The sequence below is a fragment of the Bdellovibrionota bacterium genome, from assembly GCA_035292885.1.
Taxonomy (GTDB): Bacteria; Bdellovibrionota_G; JALEGL01; order JALEGL01; family DATDPG01; genus DATDPG01.
The window spans coordinates 116,751-133,267 of sequence record DATDPG010000019.1; the positions used below are offsets into that span (position 1 = coordinate 116,751).

Below are 16,517 nucleotides of genomic sequence, written 5' to 3' on the forward strand. Positions count from 1 at the left end.
ACTCGGAATGATGGTTTTAAACACGATTTCTGCGCCCTTTTCTTCAAAGGGGACCAAACATGCGTAACCGTTGATATCGAGGACGAAAATTCGCTGAAAAGGGTACTTCGCCTTATTGGGATGTTCCAAGATATCGAGAACACCTCCTCTTTCAATGACCAAAACCGCTTCCTCGAAGGAAATTTCTCGTTGGCTCTTAAGGCTCGCATTCTTCCCCGGATCCCACGTAAAAACCTTCACTGTTGCTAATTGTAAGACAATGTGTGCCTAACGTCAACAACACTCTGGGCTAGTCGTCGCAGCCGGCGAGTACGCCCATTTGCTGATGGACGGCGAGAATGAATTGGCGCTCTGATATCTGGGCCCTGTGCAGAGGGAAGAGACGTCGACGCAGGCCTAGCTGCAGGCTTGGACTGATTCAGATCATAGTAATTGTGCGTGCCGGCAATCATGATCCAGAATAGGAAATTATGACCCAAATCCGAGCCTGGAAGTTCCAAAAAGCGGGGGAGCCGTTTTCGTTTGCGGAATCCGCCATGCCCAAACCGGCGCCGGGAGAAGTGTTGGTGCGAGTCGCGGGTTGCGGGGTTTGCCACACGGATCTCGGATACGTCTACGACTCCGTTCGGACCGTCAAACCCCTTCCGCTGACGCTCGGTCACGAAATCAGCGGATTCGTGGAGGAGGTCGGCGCCGGGGCAAAAGAATGGATGGGAAAAGCGGTGATTATTCCGGCCATCCTTCCCTGCGGCGAATGTGATCTTTGCAAGAAGGGGAGACGATCGATCTGTCGGCGGCAGAAAATGCCTGGGAACCATATCGACGGTGGTTTCGCAAGTCACATTGTTGTTCCCTCCCGTTTTCTGTGCGCCGTGCACGTTCGAAACGAAAATGAACATTTCGGCGATTCCGGCGTCACGCTGAAGGAGCTCTCCGTCGTGGCGGATGCCGTTACCACGCCGTACATGGCGATTAAAAGGAGCGGCTTGGCAAAGGGCGATTTGGCGATCTTCGTCGGTGTCGGCGGAATTGGGGGTTTTGGTGTTCAGCTCGCCGCCGCTTTGGGCGCAACGGTTGTGGCCGTCGACATCTCGGACAAACGTCTTCAATTCATGAAGGAACATGGCGCCGAGGCCATTTTCAATTCGAAAGAGATCAACGGAAAGGAACTCCGAAGGGCGATCGGCGCGTTCGCGGCCGAACGAAAACTTCCGTCGTACGAATGGAAGATTTTTGAAACCTCGGGGAGCGCCGCCGGGCAAGAACTAGCGTTTGGGCTCTTGACCTTCGGCGCTCATTTGGCCGTCGTCGGTTATACGATGGAACAACCCGCCCTGCGCTTAAGCAATTTGATGGCGTATGACGCCCAAGCTTCGGGAAATTGGGGATGTGATCCGGTCTATTACCGGGAGGTGCTGGATCTGGTAAAGAGCGGAAAGATCAAGCTTGCGCCGTTCGTGGAGCTGCACCCATTGAACCAGATCAACGAGATTTTCAACTGGGCGCACCACAAGAAACTGGAACGGCGCGCCGTTCTGATACCGGAAAAATAAAGGAGGACCGATGTCGCCGTTTAAAGATCATGATTTGGTTCCGAATCCGAAGTTCACGCAGATCCTTTACGAATTAAAGCCGTGTCGGAACCCGAAAGGGTCGTCCGTTGCCGACCTTTTCAACGCGTGGATCACGCTGAACAATCCGGAGCAGTTCAATTCGTACACGACGCAGATGGTGAAAGAGACCATTTTGGCGTTTCGGACCGCGTCGAATCAGCGCAATGTGGTCGCGGTCGTCTTGACGGGCGCGGGCGAAAAAGCCTTCTGTACGGGGGGGAACACGAAGGAATACGCGGAGTACTACGCGGGCCAGCCGGACGAATATCGCCAATACATGAGGCTGTTCAACGACATGGTGACGACGATTCTCCAGTGCGACAAGCCGGTGATCTGCCGGGTCAACGGCATGCGGATCGCCGGAGGCCAGGAAGTCGGCATGGCGTGTGACTTCTCGATCGCGAGCGACCGCGCAGTTTTCGGACAGGCCGGACCGAAGCACGGCTCCGTTCCGGACGGCGGCTCGACGGATTTCTTGCCTCTTTTCGTCGGCGTGGAGCGGGCGATGGAAAGTTGCACGCTCTGCGAGACCTGGAGCGCCTATCAGGCGTATCGGCTCGGATTGATCACCGACGTCGTTCCGGTGCTGAAACGGAATGGAACGTTTATTTCGAACCCGGCGGTCATTACGGGCCGCTGGATCGATGAGGCCGGAAAGATCGTCTACGGCCAATTCAAGACGGGAGAGGACCGATCGAGCGCCGAAAAGATCGTTCGCGAATGCAAGGTGGATCTGTCGGCGCTCGATCGTGCGGTCGAAAGTATGTGCACGTCCCTTCTAATGACGATGCCGGGGTGCCTCTCCAAGACGCTCAGCTCCGTTCGAAAGCATAAGCTGGAACATTGGGACCGGAACCGAGAGACCAACCGCGACTGGCTCGGCCTGAACATGATGACCGAAGCGAAGGTCGGGTTCCGGGCGTTCAACGAAGGAACGAAGGAAAACCGCGAGGCCGATTTTATCGAGCTGCGCCGGAGACTTGCCCGCGGCGAGCGATGGAGCGACACGTTGGTCGAGGCGGTCCTCCCGTCGAAGAAGGAGAAGATTTAGATGGTCCCCTTCAAGAAGATCAAAGTCGACAAACTCTACGACGGCCAGGTTTGGTGGATTACGTTGAATGTTCCCAAGGGTAACGTTCTGGACCGGGAGATGATGTTGGAGATCGAAGACTCCGCGAGATCGGCCCGCATTCCGTCGGTGAAGGCGCTTGTTTTCGAGGGGGCGGGGGATCATTTCTCGTTCGGCGCCAGCGTGGCCGAACACACCAAAGAAGCGGCGCCGAGCATGCTGGCGGCGTTCCATCAACTCTTCCGAACGTTGATCGATTCATCGAAACCTCTGGTTGCCGTCGTACGGGGTCAATGTCTCGGAGGAGGAATGGAATTGGCGACGTTTTGCCACTGGGTGTTCGCTTCCGAAAACGCCATGTTCGGCCAGCCCGAGATTCAGCTCGGCGTTTTTCCGCCGGTCGCATCGATCGTGCTTCCAGCCAAGGTCGGCCAGGCGGCCGCGGACGATCTCATCCTGACGGGTCGGTCGATTCCGGCGCGCGAAGCCAAGGAAATCGGCCTCATCACTTCCGTTTCCGGCGATCCAAAGGCGGAAGCGACGAACCTGCTCGACAAACAGATTCTCCCCAAGAGCGGTGCGGCGCTGGAATTCACCGTAAAAGCGAGCCGGTATGAATTTCATGAAGCCTTCCGCCGTGGAATCGAGCGGCTGGAGAAGACGTATGTTCGTGAATTGATGGAAACCGCCGACGCCAACGAGGGAATCGCATCCTTCCTGGAGAAACGGAAACCGGCCTGGAAAAATCGATGAGGAATTCGGGGGACACACGACTGGACCCAAACTCCAATTGCTTCTCAAGAAGCCAATTCGGGTCCATACATGTGTCCCCTTAATTAAGAGATGACCGTCGAGCAGATCATCGGGCGCTGTCAGGTGCTCTACGACGATCTGGAATTCAAATACGTCCGAGAATGGAAATCGAAAAAAGCCGGGCGCAAAGCGGTGGGTTACATGCCGATCTATATCCCCCGGGAGCTGGTGCGGGCGGCCGGTATTCTTCCCGTCGGCCTGATGGGCGGGGGGGACCAGCTGGAAATCATCCGCGGAGATTCGTACTTTCAGTCATACATCTGCCACATTCCGCGAAGCACGATCGAACTGGGTCTCCTCAAGAGATTCGATGACCTCGATGGTTTGATCTTTCCGAGCACGTGCGACGTCATCCGAAACCTGTCGGGGATGTGGAAGCTTCTGTTTCCCGACCGGTACGTGAAATATTTTGATGTTCCGCAGAATTTCGACCGAAATACGGCGGGAACGTATTACCGCCACGAGCTTCAGACGCTGCAAACGGATTTCGAACGGTTGTCCGGACAAGAGATTTCGGCGGAAGGACTTCGAAAGGCGATCCGGCTCTATAACGAGAACCGGCGCTTGATTCGGGAGCTGTACGATCTTCGCTGCGAGCGGCCCTGGCTCGTTCCAACGACCGAGAGCTACCTGCTCCTTCGAGCGGGAAATCTCCTGGACGTCGAAGAGCACAATCGAATGCTGGCGGACTACCTCCGAGCCGTCATTCGCGTCGACCGCCGTCCTCTGGACAACAGCCGGGTCGTGATCCGGGGCGTTTTCTGCGAGCAGCCGCCGCTCAACCTGATCAAGACCTTGGAACGTTCGGGCTGTTACATCGTGGAAGACGATTTCGTCCTGGTCTCCCGCTGGATTCGAGGAGACATCCCCACCGAGGGGGACCCGCTCGAGAATCTGGTTCGCGCCTTTTTGGAGGACAGCGTGGAAACCGCCGTTCGGTACGACAGCGCGGACGAAAAAGGAACCCGATTGATCGAAATCGTCCGAAAGCGAAAAGCGGACGGCGTGATTTTTTGTGCGCCCAGTTTCTGCGATCCGGCACTTCTGGACCAGCCGATGTTGACGGCGGCTCTGGAAAAAGAGGAGATTCCTTATACGCACTTCAAGTTCGCCGAGAACACCGGGCAGTTTCAGGTCATCCGGGAGCAGGCCGGAACCTTTTCGGACTCCGTGAAACTTTGGGGGACCCTATGAGCGGAAAAATTCAAAAAGAACAGAGCATGGTCGTTCAAAAAGAAATGATCGCCGACTATTACAGCCGTCTTTCCCGGGCGCACGACGAAGGGAAGAAGGTCGTCTACACGTTTGTCCCCGGAAATTTGATTGAATTGATCGACGCGCTCGGATTTTTGCCCGGTCTACCCGAGATCAACGCTCTTCAATCGGGGATGCGCGGCAAGTCGGCGGGGTACATCGCCGAGGCGGAAAAGGCGGGACATTCGGAAGATGTCTGCACGTACGTCAAGTGCGACATCGGGATGAAAAAATCGGGAAACATCGGTCCGACCGGCGAGAAAATTCCCGAACCGGATCTGTTGCTCCTGTCGTACACCGGCTGCTTCACCTTCATGAAATGGTTCGAGCTTCTCCGGAAGGAATACAACTGCCCGGTGGCGATGCTCCACGTTCCCTACCAAGCGGACGGCGTCATCACCGACAACATGCGCAACTACGTCGTCGACCAGTTAAAAAACAACATTATCCCGACCATGGAAAAGGTGGTCGGTCGAAAGCTCGATCTGGACGAATTGTCGGCCCGCATGGCTCGCTCGGCGAAGGCGGAAGACGATTTGGTAAGCGTGTTCCAGTCGGCCAAGAAACGGCCGTCGCCGATCGACGCGTATTTCGGGGGCGTCTATTATATCGGGCCGATCTTCACGGCGTTCCGGGGCAGCGAAGCGTGCCAGACCTATTACCGCGTTCTCCGCGGTGAAGTGGAAGAGCGGATCGAGGAGCACAAAGGGCCGGTGACGCCCGAAGGGGACATTTCGCAGGAAAAATACCGTCTCGTCGTAGAGGGGCCTCCCAATTGGACCAACTTCCGGGAGTTCTGGAAGATGTTTTACGATGAGGGGGCGGTCGTTGTCGCCTCGACCTATACGAAAGTCGGGGGCGTCTACGACCGAGGCTTCCGGCACGATCCGAATCGTCCGCTCGAATCGCTCGCCGAGTACTGTCTCGGCTGTTACACGAACTTGAATCTCCCGTCGCGGATTTCGATGCTGGAAAAATATGTGAAGGAGTACGACGCGGACGGCTTTCTCATCAATTCGGTCAAGAGCTGCAATTCCTTCTCGGCCGGACAGCTTTTGATTTTGAGGGAACTCGAAGCCCGCACGGGAAAGGCGGGAGCGTTCATCGAGACGGACCTCGTCGACCCCCGGTACTTCTCGGCGTCGAACGTGAAGACTCGACTTGAGTCGTACTTTCGAATGATCGACATGAAAAGGGCAAGGGCAGCCTAGTGTCCCGAGCCCGAAATAGATTGATAACAAAGGTCGCCGATGCGCCCGGATGGCAAGGCGCGACGACGAAGGCGTACTTGCAAAGCTGTACGTCGAGGAGGAGCAACGCAGCCAGCCGGGATGCAGCGGAGGCCGTCTATCAAGATATGTCGGGCTCGGGGCACTAAGGTGGAGTGCTTTATCGGAATTGACTTGGGATCGACCACCACAAAAGCGGTCATCATCGATCGAAACCGGAATATTTTGGGCAGTGGAATTACGAACAGCCGGAGTAATTATGACGTCGCCTGCAAGATCGCCCGCGAGGAGGCGTTCACAAACGCCCGCTTCTCTCTGATTCGCGGTAAGGCAAAGCAGCGGGGCTTGCTGAATTCGGAGGGAGAGAAGGCCCTGGTCCGACTCGGAAACGAATTTTTCGTCCAAGACTTTTTGATCCAGTTGTGGAACCTTCGCGATTTAGCCACGGAACGGCTTCGGAACGAGCGCTATGCAACTTCCCGATTGACACTGCAAAAAATTCTCAGAGAAATATTTGAAGATATTGAAGAAAAGGCGATGAAAGACGTCGGGGGAGGGGGGAGACGAAAATCGGACTTTTTCCGAGATCTGGCCGGAGCCTATTATCAAGAATCGGCGGAACGTTACGCCCGGGAGGGAAAAATCCCCTTCGAGCTGCTGATGAGCGTGTTCGACGGCGTGATTTTTCTTGTCGAGAATTCGATGGAGGAAAAAGGATTCGCTGAAATCATGAAAGGTCTCTTCGACCGGGTCGGCTTCGGCATCTTCCCGAAGGAACGGGAAACCGATTGGCGGGAGTTGATCGAGGCAACGGCCTCCACGCCTTTCAATGAAGCGGGAATGATCGGTACCGGGTACGGGCGGCAAAGACTTCCGTTTCCAAAAGAATGCATTCAATCGGAGATCCTCTGTCACGGGTACGGCGCACATCATATGTTCGGCGGGACAGCCACGGTCCTCGACATCGGAGGCCAGGATACGAAAGCGATTCAGGTGGACGAGAGAGGGGTGGTCACCAGTTTCCAGATGAACGATCGGTGCGCGGCAGGGTGCGGCCGCTATTTGGGATACATCGCCGACGAAATGAACATCGGCCTGCATGAACTGGGACCGCTCGCCCTGGAAGCGGGAAAATGTGTCCGGATCAACTCCACCTGTACGGTCTTCGCCGGCGCCGAGCTTCGCGATCGCCTCGCGCTGGGAGAGAGGCGGGAAGATATTCTTTTGGGGCTTCACCGTGCGATCATTTTGCGTGCGATGTCACTCCTGGCGCGTTCCGGCGGGATTCGCAACGAGTTTACGTTTACCGGCGGCGTGGCGAAGAATCCCGCAGCCGTCAAGGCGCTTGGCCAACTGGTGTACGAGAACTACGGTGAAATGCAAATGAACATTCATCCCGACTCGATTTTTACCGGCGCTTTGGGCGCCGCACTCTTCGGGTTGGAACGGCCCGCCGCTCAAATGTTGCCGACGAACCAGGTTCTATCGAGGCCGAGGGAGAGCTGACATGCCTTTGACTCTGGGCATAGATGTCGGTTCCAGCGCCGTGAAAGCGGCCGTGATGTCTGTGGAAGGCGATCGCGAACAACTTCTCTACACGCGCACCGACCGGATTCGGCGGCGCAACTTGATGCCGGTGATCCAGGAAAACTACGAAGAGGCGCTAAAAGGCGCGGGGATTCAGGCGAAAGAGATCAATTATATTGCCACGACCGGAGAAGGGGAGATGGTGGAGTTCCGGACCGGTCATTTCTACAGCATGACAACGCATGCTCGCGGGGCGCTCTATCTCGCACCGGAGGTTCGCGGCGCGATTGATTTGGGCGCTCTTCATACGCGCGCGCTCCGGATGGACGGGCGTGGAAAGGTCTTGCAGTACCAAATGTCGAGTCAGTGCGCGTCGGGTTCGGGGCAATTTCTTGAGAATATCGCTCGATACTTGGGGGTTTCGCTCGACGAGGTCGGCGCGCTTTCCCAAAAGGCGGAGAAACCGGAGATGGTGAGCAGCATCTGCGCCGTCCTTTCCGAGACCGACGTCATTAATATGGTCTCGCGCGGCATTTCGACGGCGAATATCTTGAAGGGAATTCACGTCTCAATCGCCACACGACTGGTCAAACTTTTGCGCTCTATAAAGGTGGAAAATTTCGTCGCGATCACCGGGGGGTTGGCCAATGACGCTGGCATGGTCTCTACGCTTCAAGCCGAACTCGACCGCGTCGGAACTCCGGTGCACGTCGTGGCTCATCCAAATTCCGTCTATGCCGGTGCAATCGGCGCGGCGCTTTGGGGCGCGTTTCGGCTGCGGAAGATGAATTTCGCGGTTGACGCGACTATAGCTCAATGACGGACCGAGCGACGCTTTTGGAGGCGTAAGCGGCTAGCAACCGAGGGCTTGGCAAAGCTTGGAGTGCTGGCCTTCTTCAGCCCACAGAACGTAGGCGCACTTTCCGGCGGTGCCGACCGCGTAAGCCGCGTGAAGGTTCACTCCGGCTTTGGCCGCTTTCTGAAGCGTGTCATAAAAGACGCCGAGCCTGTCGTCGCATTCGCAAAGGCAGGCGTCGGCCGCCGTATACGAGAGGCCGTTATTCTTGAGCGCCTCTTCCGTCTTGCCGGCGTTGTCGCCGATGAATATCACGTAAGCTTTGTTGTCTTTCTGCGCCCAGCTCCAGGTGCCGATCGTGTTGACCTTTTGTTCCCGAAACGTTCCCATCACTTGGGCCAACGCGCCCGGTTTGTGTTGAAGTTCGACGGTGAATGTCTTGATTCGTTTGGCTGAAGCCATCTCGTGCTCCTTTTAAAGCGTGGACGTACCACGCTCCGCATCTACGATCAATAATTCGCTGGAGTGTTTAGTTTCTCATCGGTGCCGTTGAGAAACGCAACGGTCGATTTTATCCCCATGGATTCAATGTGTTACCAGCTTTGTTGACGTAAATCATGGGCGTCGACGATGAAAAGTTCAACATTCACGCCGTAAGGAATGATGAATGGCTCAACGTAATTCAACCCTGCTCGCTGTTGAATCCGGTTGCACTTACCGCAACTTAGCCGCCGAAGCGAGCGCCAGCAGCGATTGTTTTTTCAAGTGGTCCGGCTCTTGCTCTTTGAAGGGGCGGAAAGAAAGGAGCTGGAACATGGTTGCCATTCTCGTACTACTTACAGTGATCGCGTTTTTGACGATTGATTATTTCGTTCAACGTGCGGAGGCGCGCAAGGCGGTTACGGCCGACGCCTCGGCGAACGTCGTGGAAGCGGCGCTCGCACCGGCGTTTCAACGGGCGAGGCTGGAGCAGATTCCCCGCGGCGTTTTTGCGCATCGAAATCACCAGTGGTCGGCCCTCGAACCGACCGGTCTCTTGAAGATCGGGTTGGATGGGTTCGTTTCGCTGCTGTTTAAGAAAATCGATCGGGTCGAGCTTCCAAGAATCGGCGACACCGTTCGAAAGGGCGATGTCGTAGCTCGATTCGTACAAGGAAATCGGAAGCTCGAACTTCGCGCCTTGATCGAGGGGACCGTTAAGGATGTCAACGCCTCGTTGGCGACGAACCCTGCGGCTCTGCTCCTTGAACCGTTCGAAGGCGGTTGGGTTTACAAAGTGGCGCCGGCTCAACTCGATTCTTCGTTCGTCACCAGTGCGGTACTCGGCGAGACGGCGGTGGCTTGGATGCGTTCGGAAATCGCGAAGCTGCGCGACGTCCTGGCGCATGCGATCTCGGCTCCGGCGCTGGTGGGTGTGACGGCCCAGGACGGCGGCGTGCCGGTGGAGGAAGTCGGACGTCTGCTTTCCGACGAAGCGTGGAACCGGGTGGTGCAAACGTTCTTGGCGTGAAGAATGAGAGAAGGCCGGAAGGGCGTGGGTTGAGGCTGGGATTGTTCGGGGAAGAAAGGATGCGGAATGAAGGCCGCCATTTTAACCGATTTAACCAAGTGCATCGGATGCGAGGCGTGCGTCTGGGCGTGTAAAGAAGTCAACAACCTGCCCCGGGAAGACGGCGCGAAAAAGCTTTCGGCCACGACCTGGACAAACGTGGATCGTATCGGCGGCGTGAATGTTCGCCGGCAATGCATGCACTGCCTCGATCCGGCGTGCGCTTCCGTCTGTCCCGTAGGCGCCCTCGAAAAGAATCCCGACGGCCCCGTCATGTACCACGCGGATCGATGCGTCGGCTGCCGCTATTGCATGATCGGTTGCCCCTTCAATATTCCGAAATACGAGTGGGAAAAGGCGATTCCCTTCGTTCGGAAATGCTCGATGTGTTTTGAGACGCGGCTCGCGGAAGGGAAACAACCGGCCTGCACGGAGGTCTGCCCGACCGGGGCGACGATTTTCGGCGATCGGGACGAATTGGTCGAGGAAGCTCGGCGGCGAATCCGTGAAAATCCGGGGAAATACGTCGACCATATTTACGGCCTTAAAGAGGCCGGCGGAACTTCCGTCCTCTATCTTTCCGCCGTTCCGTTCGAAACGGTCGGTTTCAAAGCCGGATTACGGTTCGATCCTTATCCGCGTTTGACGTGGGAAGTGCTTTCAAAACTGCCGAACGTCACGATGATCGGCGGCGCGCTCATGCTCGGAATCTGGTGGGTCGTTCGCCGGCGGCAGGAATTGGCCGGCGAGGGGGGACCCGATATCCGGACGGAAATGATTTCCGGCGGGAAAAATTCGGAAGACGCGCGCCATGATTAAGACGATCAAAGATTTCATCGGTCCCATGACCATTTGGAAGGGAATTCTTTTTACGATTCTGGCGCTCGGCTTTTACGCCACGGTCATCCGTTTTTTTGTCGGCTTGGGGGCTTCGACGAATTTGAGCGATGAGTTCCCGTGGGGCCTATGGATCGGCTTCAGCGTTCTATCCGGTGTCGGTTTGGCCTCCGGCGGCTTCATCATCGCCGCGACGGTCCATATTTTCCAACTCAAGAAATATGAGTCGATCGCGCGTCCCACGATTTTGGGCGCATTTCTCGGATACGTAACCGTGGTGTGCGCGCTGATGTTCGAAGTCGGGCTTCCGTATCGGCTCTGGCATCCGTTGGTGATGTGGAATCCGCACTCGGTCCTATTCGAAGTGGCCTGGTGCGTGATGCTCTACACCACGGTTCTGCTACTCGAATTTAGTCCGGTCATTTTTGAACGACTGGGACTTCGGGCGCCGCTGAAATTGATCCGCGCCGTCTATCTACCCCTCGTCATCGCCGGCGTTCTGCTTTCCACGCTTCATCAGTCTTCCCTCGGAACGCTTTACGTAATCGCTCCCGATAAACTTTACGGTCTCTGGTATTCGCCGTTCTTGCCCGTCTTCTTCTTCATTTCATCGATAGCCGCGGGACTCGCGTTGATCATCATCGAGTCGTTTCTTTGCTACCGGGCGTTCGGACGGAGAATTCAGCCGGACATTTTGGAAAAATTGGCGCAAATCGTCGTCGTGGCGCTGATCGTCTACGGCCTGTGGAAACTTCAGGATCTGATCGGCCGGGACAATTGGCGGCTGATGTTCGCTCTCACGCCGGAAAGCGTTCTCTTCTGGGGAGAGGTCGGCCTGGGCGTCGTCCTGCCGGTGATCTTGCTGTCGATCCCCGCGGTCCGGCGAAATGAAACCGGCATTTTCTTGGGCGCGATGCTGACGATCATGGGGTTCCTCCTCAATCGTTCGAACGTCGCGATCACCGGAATGATGGCGTCCTCGGGAGTGAATTACTTCCCTTCGTGGATGGAGGTAACGACGACCGTGATGCTGGTCGCGATCGGGTTCACTCTCTTTACCCTGGGGGTGAAATATTTGCCCGTGTTCCCCGAAGCGGATTTAGGCCGGCAACCTTCGCTTCCGATGAGGAAACCGGTTTTTCGTGGACGGGCAATCGCCGGTCTATGGGTCCTCGTGGCGATCGGAATCGCGTGCGTGAATTATGCCGCGTGGAGGAACGAGGGCCGGGTGGCTCAAAAGCGACCGTCCGCGCCGTTAGCGCAGGCTGGAGTCGTAGCGCTACCGGCATCGCTCCGGCTTCCCGGGGATCATACGTTTACGCCCAAGGACGATTCGGTGGGGCCGGTTCTCTTTCGGCACTCGACCCATATGAAGAGAAACGATGTTGTCTGCGCTTCCTGTCACCGGACGCAGTTCAAAATGTTGGCTGCAGCGGCTCCCGTACGGGGCGAAATCACCGAAGAGCGGGCGCACCGCGGAGATCTATGCGGTTCATGCCACAACGGTGTGAAGGCTTTCAGCGCGGAGGATGAATGCGATCGATGTCACAAATAATGGAGCGGCTGCGACCGGGGCTGCTCTATTCGCCGCGGCACACCTGGGCGCGAAAGGTGGGGAAACGCCGTGTCCGGGTCGGTCTGGATCCGTTTGCGTCGGATCTGATCGGCCAAGCGCTTTCGATTGTATTTCCCGCGATCCGCAGCCGGATTGATGCAGGGAAGCCGGGATGTTGGGTCTTGGATGAAACGGGGCCGATTCCGATCCGTATGCCGGTCTCCGGCACGGTTGTTCGGTGCCACAAAGAGCTACAGCAATTTCCCGGACCGATCGGCAGCGAGCCGTGCGGCCGGGGCTGGCTGATGGAGGTCGAGGTGGAAGGCGAAAGAGCGACGGCCGGCCTGATCCCTCCGGAGGCGATGGCGCCGAGGATGCTTTCCGATCTCGAACGCTTTCGGCGTCGAATCGGTAACGAACTACGGCGGTCGCACGCGGCCGTTGGCCCCACACTAATGGATGGCGGAGAGCCGGTGGACGATCTCCGGCGCGCGCTGGGGCCTTCAAAGTACCGCCGCCTGATCCTGGAATTCCTATGAAACGGCTATTCCAATCTCTCAGCATTCGTCTCTTTGCCGCTCTTGCCGGCATTGTCGCGGCCATCCTTTTTGCTTACGCCATCCTCAATTTTCTCACCATCTCAAAACTGTGGGTGGACGCTACGGAACAACACGCCGTGCAAACGAGTGAATTAATCCGGCGCTCGACACGTTACGGCATGTTGTTGAATCGGAAGGACGACGTGCACGAAACCATCCGCGATCTGGCTCAGGAGAGCGGAATCGCCGGAATTCGGATCTACGACAAACTCGGCCGAATCATGTTTTCGAATAAATCGGAAGAGATCCAGACCCAGGTCGATATGAAAGCGGAGGCCTGCGTCTTCTGCCACAGCCAGTCCGAGCCTTTGCGTTCTCTTCCCTCCTCGAACCGGATGAGAATGTATCGGGGCCCGACAGGAGAGAAAGTGCTGGCCCTGATTACGCCGATTGAAAATGAACCGGCCTGCTTCAACAACGCCTGTCACGCTCATCCGAAAAACCAAACGGTGCTGGGGGTTCTGGACGTTCGAATGTCTCTCGCGGGACTCGATCGCAGTGTTGCGGCGACGCGCGCGAACGTGATCTGGGTGACTCTCGTAGGAGCACTGCTCGTCGCCCTGGTGACGGCGCTTCTGATCCATCGGATGGTTCGGCGTCCCGTTCGGCTCTTAATCAAAGGAGCCCGCCGGGTTGCGGCGGGAGATCTCTCGACGCACCTTCCGGCCGGAACCAAAAACGAACTCGGTGAGCTGGCCCAGGCGTTCAATCACATGATGGATGAACTCGATCACGCGCAAAAAGAAATCACCCGATGGTCGTCCAAGTTAGAGCAAAAGGTCATTGAAAAAACGGATGAGCTCAGCCGGTCCCAACGGCAAGTGGTTCAGATGGAGAAGATGGCGTCGCTCGGCAAAATGGCGACCTCGGTGGCGCATGAATTGAACAATCCGTTGGCCGGCGTTCTCACGTACGCCAAGTTGATCTCGAGAATGTTGCGGGAGGAAGGTCGCCCGTCGGCGGAGCGAGAAGAGCTCCTAAAATATTTGGATCACATCCAGCGGGAATCGAGTCGCTGCGGAGATATCGTTCGGAGTCTTCTTCTTTTCGCCAAACCTTCCGACGTCAAACTGGGGCGGCATCCCATTCGCGAGATTATCGATCGGAGCCTGATGGTCGTGCAACACCACATGGACATGGCCCAGGTCCTGGCGAAGATCGAGCTTGCGGACCCGCAGCTTTCGATGACCTGCGACGCCAGCTTAATTCAGCAGGCGCTGGTAGCTCTCCTGGTCAACGCCGTGGAGGCGATGGCTCACGGGGGGGCCCTGTATCTCAGCGCCAGGGAAGAAAAGGGGCGCATCCTCCTCGATGTTTCGGATACGGGCGTGGGAATCTCGCAGGCTGATCTTCCGCATATCTTTGAGCCATTTTTTACGACAAAAGAGGGAGTTGTATCGGGCACCGGTCTCGGACTGGCGGTCGTGTACGGAATCGTACGCAAACACAACGGCACGATTGAAGTCGATTCAACGCCGGGGAAAGGGACGACCTTCCACCTTTCTCTTCCGGTAGACCCGGGTCACATGGAAGGCCAGAAAGGGTAAGACCATGACATGGCAACCGAAAGCGACAATTTTAATTGTGGATGACGAAATCTCCGTCCGAGACTCGTTAACGCAGTGGTTCCGGAGGGATGGGTACAATGTGGAGGCGGCGGAAAACGCGACCGACGCGTTGAAGGCTCTCCAAACGCACACGTTCGATCTTGTGCTTCTGGACATTCGGATGCCCGGGATGGACGGGCTGGAACTGCAACGCCGGATCAAAGAGACCGATCCTTCGATCTCGGTCATCATGATTACAGCGTTTGCGTCGGTGGAGACCGCCGTGGAGGCTCTCAAGCAAGGCGCCTACGATTACATCACCAAGCCGGTCGATCCGGACGAGTTGAGCCATTTGGTGCGGAATGCCCTCGAACAGCGCCGGCTGAAGAGTGAAAACGTTCGCCTCCGCGAGCATATTGAAGAAGTAAATCAACCGGAGGAGGTCGTCGGGGAAAGCGCAGCGATGAAGAAAGTGCTCGAGATGGTCCGGAGTGTTTCCCAAACCGATGCGACCGTATTGATCCGTGGCGAAAGCGGAACCGGAAAAGAGGTCATCGCCCGGCTGATTCACGCGAACAGTCCGCGGCGGTATTTTCAGATCGTTCCGGTCAACTGCGGCGCATTCACCGAGACATTGCTCGAGAGCGAGCTGTTCGGCCACGAGAAAGGAGCTTTCACCGGCGCGCAATACCGGCGGAAAGGAAAAATCGAACTTGCCGACGGAGGGACGCTCTTCCTGGATGAGGTCGGGACGATCAGCCAAAAAACACAGGTCGATCTCTTGCGTGTGCTGGAGACAAAAGAATTCACGAGGGTGGGCGGAACGAAACCGGTGCGAGTCGATTTCCGTGTGATCGGCGCGACGAACCAAAACCTCGAAAAAATGGTGGAAGAAGGAACATTCCGGGAGGATCTCTATTATCGGCTGAATGTTTTTTCCCTCCTGTTGCCTCCGCTTCGAGAGCGCCGGGAAGATATCCCGCTTTTTGCGAATCATTTTCTCAAGAAATATTCGCGGCAGATGGACAAGAAGATCGAGGAGATCAGTCCCGAGGCGATGGATTCTCTCGTGCGGTACCGATGGCCGGGAAATGTTCGTGAGCTGGCGAACGCCATGGAGCGAGCCGTTGTGGTCGGAAAACCTCCGGCCATCCGGCAGGAAGATCTTCCGTTTCAAGTGGAACATCCGGCGAACGGATCCACCGGAGACTCATTGGAGGACATGGAACGGGTACACGTTCAACGGATGCTGGAGCGGATGGAGTGGAACATCACGCAGGCGGCGGAAACGTTGGGCATTGACCGGGTGACGCTCTACAACAAGATCAAGAAATACGATCTGCGGAAGTAGGCGTTCATGGGCACCCTTTGTCTGGTCCCGATCTATTTCGGCACGCAGCAGGGGCTCCTGTCACCACTTTCGCAGTCGTTGAGCCGAATCTTCGGCGTTCAGGTGAAGACGCGGCCTCCTTGGTTCGATCCCGAGGCGACGTTTGATTCGAGTCGCGGCCAATATCACTCGACGCAGCTCGTTCAAGCGCTGCTGTCCCAACCCGAGGGACAGGGGCTCCGAATTCTGGGCGTGACCAGTGTCGATCTCTATGTTCCGGTACTCACGTACGTCTTTGGCGAAGCTCAGCTGCAGGGTCGGGCGGCCGTGGTTTCGATGCATCGGCTTCGAAACGAACTGTACGGCCTCCCCGCCGACGAGGAGCTTCTTCAGAAGCGGTTCATTAAGGAAGCGATACACGAAATGGGACACACGTTCGGCCTTGTACACTGTTCTCAAAGTCGTTGTGTGATGCACGGCTCGACGTATGTCGAAGAGATCGATCTGAAATTGGAGGAGTTTTGTTCAGCTTGCGCCGAAAGCGTCGCCCGGCAGAGCAGCTTGGCTTTTCCCGGAAAGCCGGTTTCCGGCTGACGAGAAACGGTATACAACTCTCCACGTGACGGAATCGGAACTCGATTCGTATCGCCTCGTGCGGCTTCCAGGCTACCTGATCCTGAGCCGCGGAAGCGAGATCGTCATCTCATTCGACAGTGAAGGGAGGCTCTTTCATGCCTTTTTCTTCGGCCGCACCTGCCGGATCGGCTTGGATGGAAAGGCGGTGGAAGTTCACGGCGGC

At 56.7% G+C, this 16,517-nt stretch carries 16 protein-coding genes; 15 read left to right on the forward strand and 1 reads right to left on the reverse strand.

Translation table 11 applies throughout. The features are described 5' to 3' along the window. Positions 1–470 precede the first annotated feature (470 nt). The 7 genes from had to bcrD all read left to right on the forward strand — a co-directional run bounded on the left by had (position 471) and on the right by bcrD (position 8,325). Positions 471–1,553 (forward strand): 6-hydroxycyclohex-1-ene-1-carbonyl-CoA dehydrogenase, encoded by a 1,083-nt coding sequence (gene had, locus VI895_01595; GenBank protein ID HLG18494.1) that lies wholly within the window; start codon positions 471–473, stop codon positions 1,551–1,553. A 10-nt stretch (positions 1,554–1,563) separates the two neighbouring features. Further along, positions 1,564–2,664: a 6-oxocyclohex-1-ene-1-carbonyl-CoA hydratase gene (gene oah / locus VI895_01600; GenBank protein ID HLG18495.1), complete on the forward strand. Its 1,101-nt coding sequence runs from the start codon at positions 1,564–1,566 to the stop codon at positions 2,662–2,664. Continuing rightward, on the forward strand, positions 2,665–3,435 hold the full coding sequence (locus tag VI895_01605; protein ID HLG18496.1) for an enoyl-CoA hydratase-related protein: 771 nt from the start codon (positions 2,665–2,667) through the stop codon (positions 3,433–3,435). Between the two features lie 90 nt (positions 3,436–3,525). Beyond that, positions 3,526–4,689 (forward strand): benzoyl-CoA reductase subunit C, encoded by a 1,164-nt coding sequence (gene bcrC / locus VI895_01610; protein HLG18497.1) that lies wholly within the window; start codon positions 3,526–3,528, stop codon positions 4,687–4,689. Then, positions 4,686–5,960 carry a benzoyl-CoA reductase subunit B gene (bcrB, locus tag VI895_01615; GenBank protein ID HLG18498.1) on the forward strand — a complete coding sequence of 425 codons (1,275 nt, stop codon included), beginning with the start codon at positions 4,686–4,688 and terminating at the stop codon, positions 5,958–5,960. Before bcrC ends, bcrB begins: the two co-directional genes overlap by 4 nt. Before the next feature lie 168 nt (positions 5,961–6,128). After that, a complete protein-coding gene (locus tag VI895_01620) occupies positions 6,129–7,484 on the forward strand; it encodes a BadF/BadG/BcrA/BcrD ATPase family protein (protein ID HLG18499.1) in 1,356 nt (451 codons plus the stop codon). A 1-nt stretch (position 7,485) separates the two neighbouring features. After that, positions 7,486–8,325: a benzoyl-CoA reductase subunit D gene (gene bcrD / locus VI895_01625; GenBank protein HLG18500.1), complete on the forward strand. Its 840-nt coding sequence runs from the start codon at positions 7,486–7,488 to the stop codon at positions 8,323–8,325. A gap of 33 nt (positions 8,326–8,358) precedes the next feature. Here bcrD and VI895_01630 read toward each other — a convergent pair whose 3' ends face one another. Then, entirely contained in the window at positions 8,359–8,763 is a 405-nt protein-coding gene (locus tag VI895_01630) for a hypothetical protein (protein HLG18501.1), read from the reverse strand. A gap of 352 nt (positions 8,764–9,115) precedes the next feature. On the opposite strand from VI895_01630, the gene VI895_01635 reads away from it, so the two are divergent. The 8 genes from VI895_01635 to VI895_01670 all read left to right on the forward strand — a co-directional run. Continuing rightward, the gene (locus VI895_01635; GenBank protein HLG18502.1) at positions 9,116–9,811 is read left to right on the forward strand and encodes a hypothetical protein; all 696 of its coding nucleotides are present in this window, start codon (positions 9,116–9,118) and stop codon (positions 9,809–9,811) included. Between the two features lie 66 nt (positions 9,812–9,877). After that, a complete protein-coding gene (locus VI895_01640; protein HLG18503.1) occupies positions 9,878–10,669 on the forward strand; it encodes a 4Fe-4S dicluster domain-containing protein in 792 nt (263 codons plus the stop codon). Next, the gene (gene hybB / locus VI895_01645; GenBank protein HLG18504.1) at positions 10,662–12,242 is read left to right on the forward strand and encodes a Ni/Fe-hydrogenase cytochrome b subunit; all 1,581 of its coding nucleotides are present in this window, start codon (positions 10,662–10,664) and stop codon (positions 12,240–12,242) included. Before VI895_01640 ends, hybB begins: the two co-directional genes overlap by 8 nt. After that, on the forward strand, positions 12,230–12,781 hold the full coding sequence (locus VI895_01650; protein ID HLG18505.1) for a glycine cleavage system protein H: 552 nt from the start codon (positions 12,230–12,232) through the stop codon (positions 12,779–12,781). Before hybB ends, VI895_01650 begins: the two co-directional genes overlap by 13 nt. Continuing rightward, positions 12,778–14,388 carry an ATP-binding protein gene (locus VI895_01655; protein HLG18506.1) on the forward strand — a complete coding sequence of 537 codons (1,611 nt, stop codon included), beginning with the start codon at positions 12,778–12,780 and terminating at the stop codon, positions 14,386–14,388. The genes VI895_01650 and VI895_01655 overlap by 4 nt, the downstream gene beginning before the upstream one ends. Before the next feature lie 4 nt (positions 14,389–14,392). After that, entirely contained in the window at positions 14,393–15,739 is a 1,347-nt protein-coding gene (locus tag VI895_01660) for a sigma-54 dependent transcriptional regulator (GenBank protein HLG18507.1), read from the forward strand. A 6-nt stretch (positions 15,740–15,745) separates the two neighbouring features. Beyond that, positions 15,746–16,312 (forward strand): archaemetzincin family Zn-dependent metalloprotease, encoded by a 567-nt coding sequence (locus VI895_01665; protein HLG18508.1) that lies wholly within the window; start codon positions 15,746–15,748, stop codon positions 16,310–16,312. A 25-nt stretch (positions 16,313–16,337) separates the two neighbouring features. Continuing rightward, on the forward strand, positions 16,338–16,517 hold a 180-nt coding region (locus VI895_01670; GenBank protein HLG18509.1), incomplete at its 3' end, for a hypothetical protein.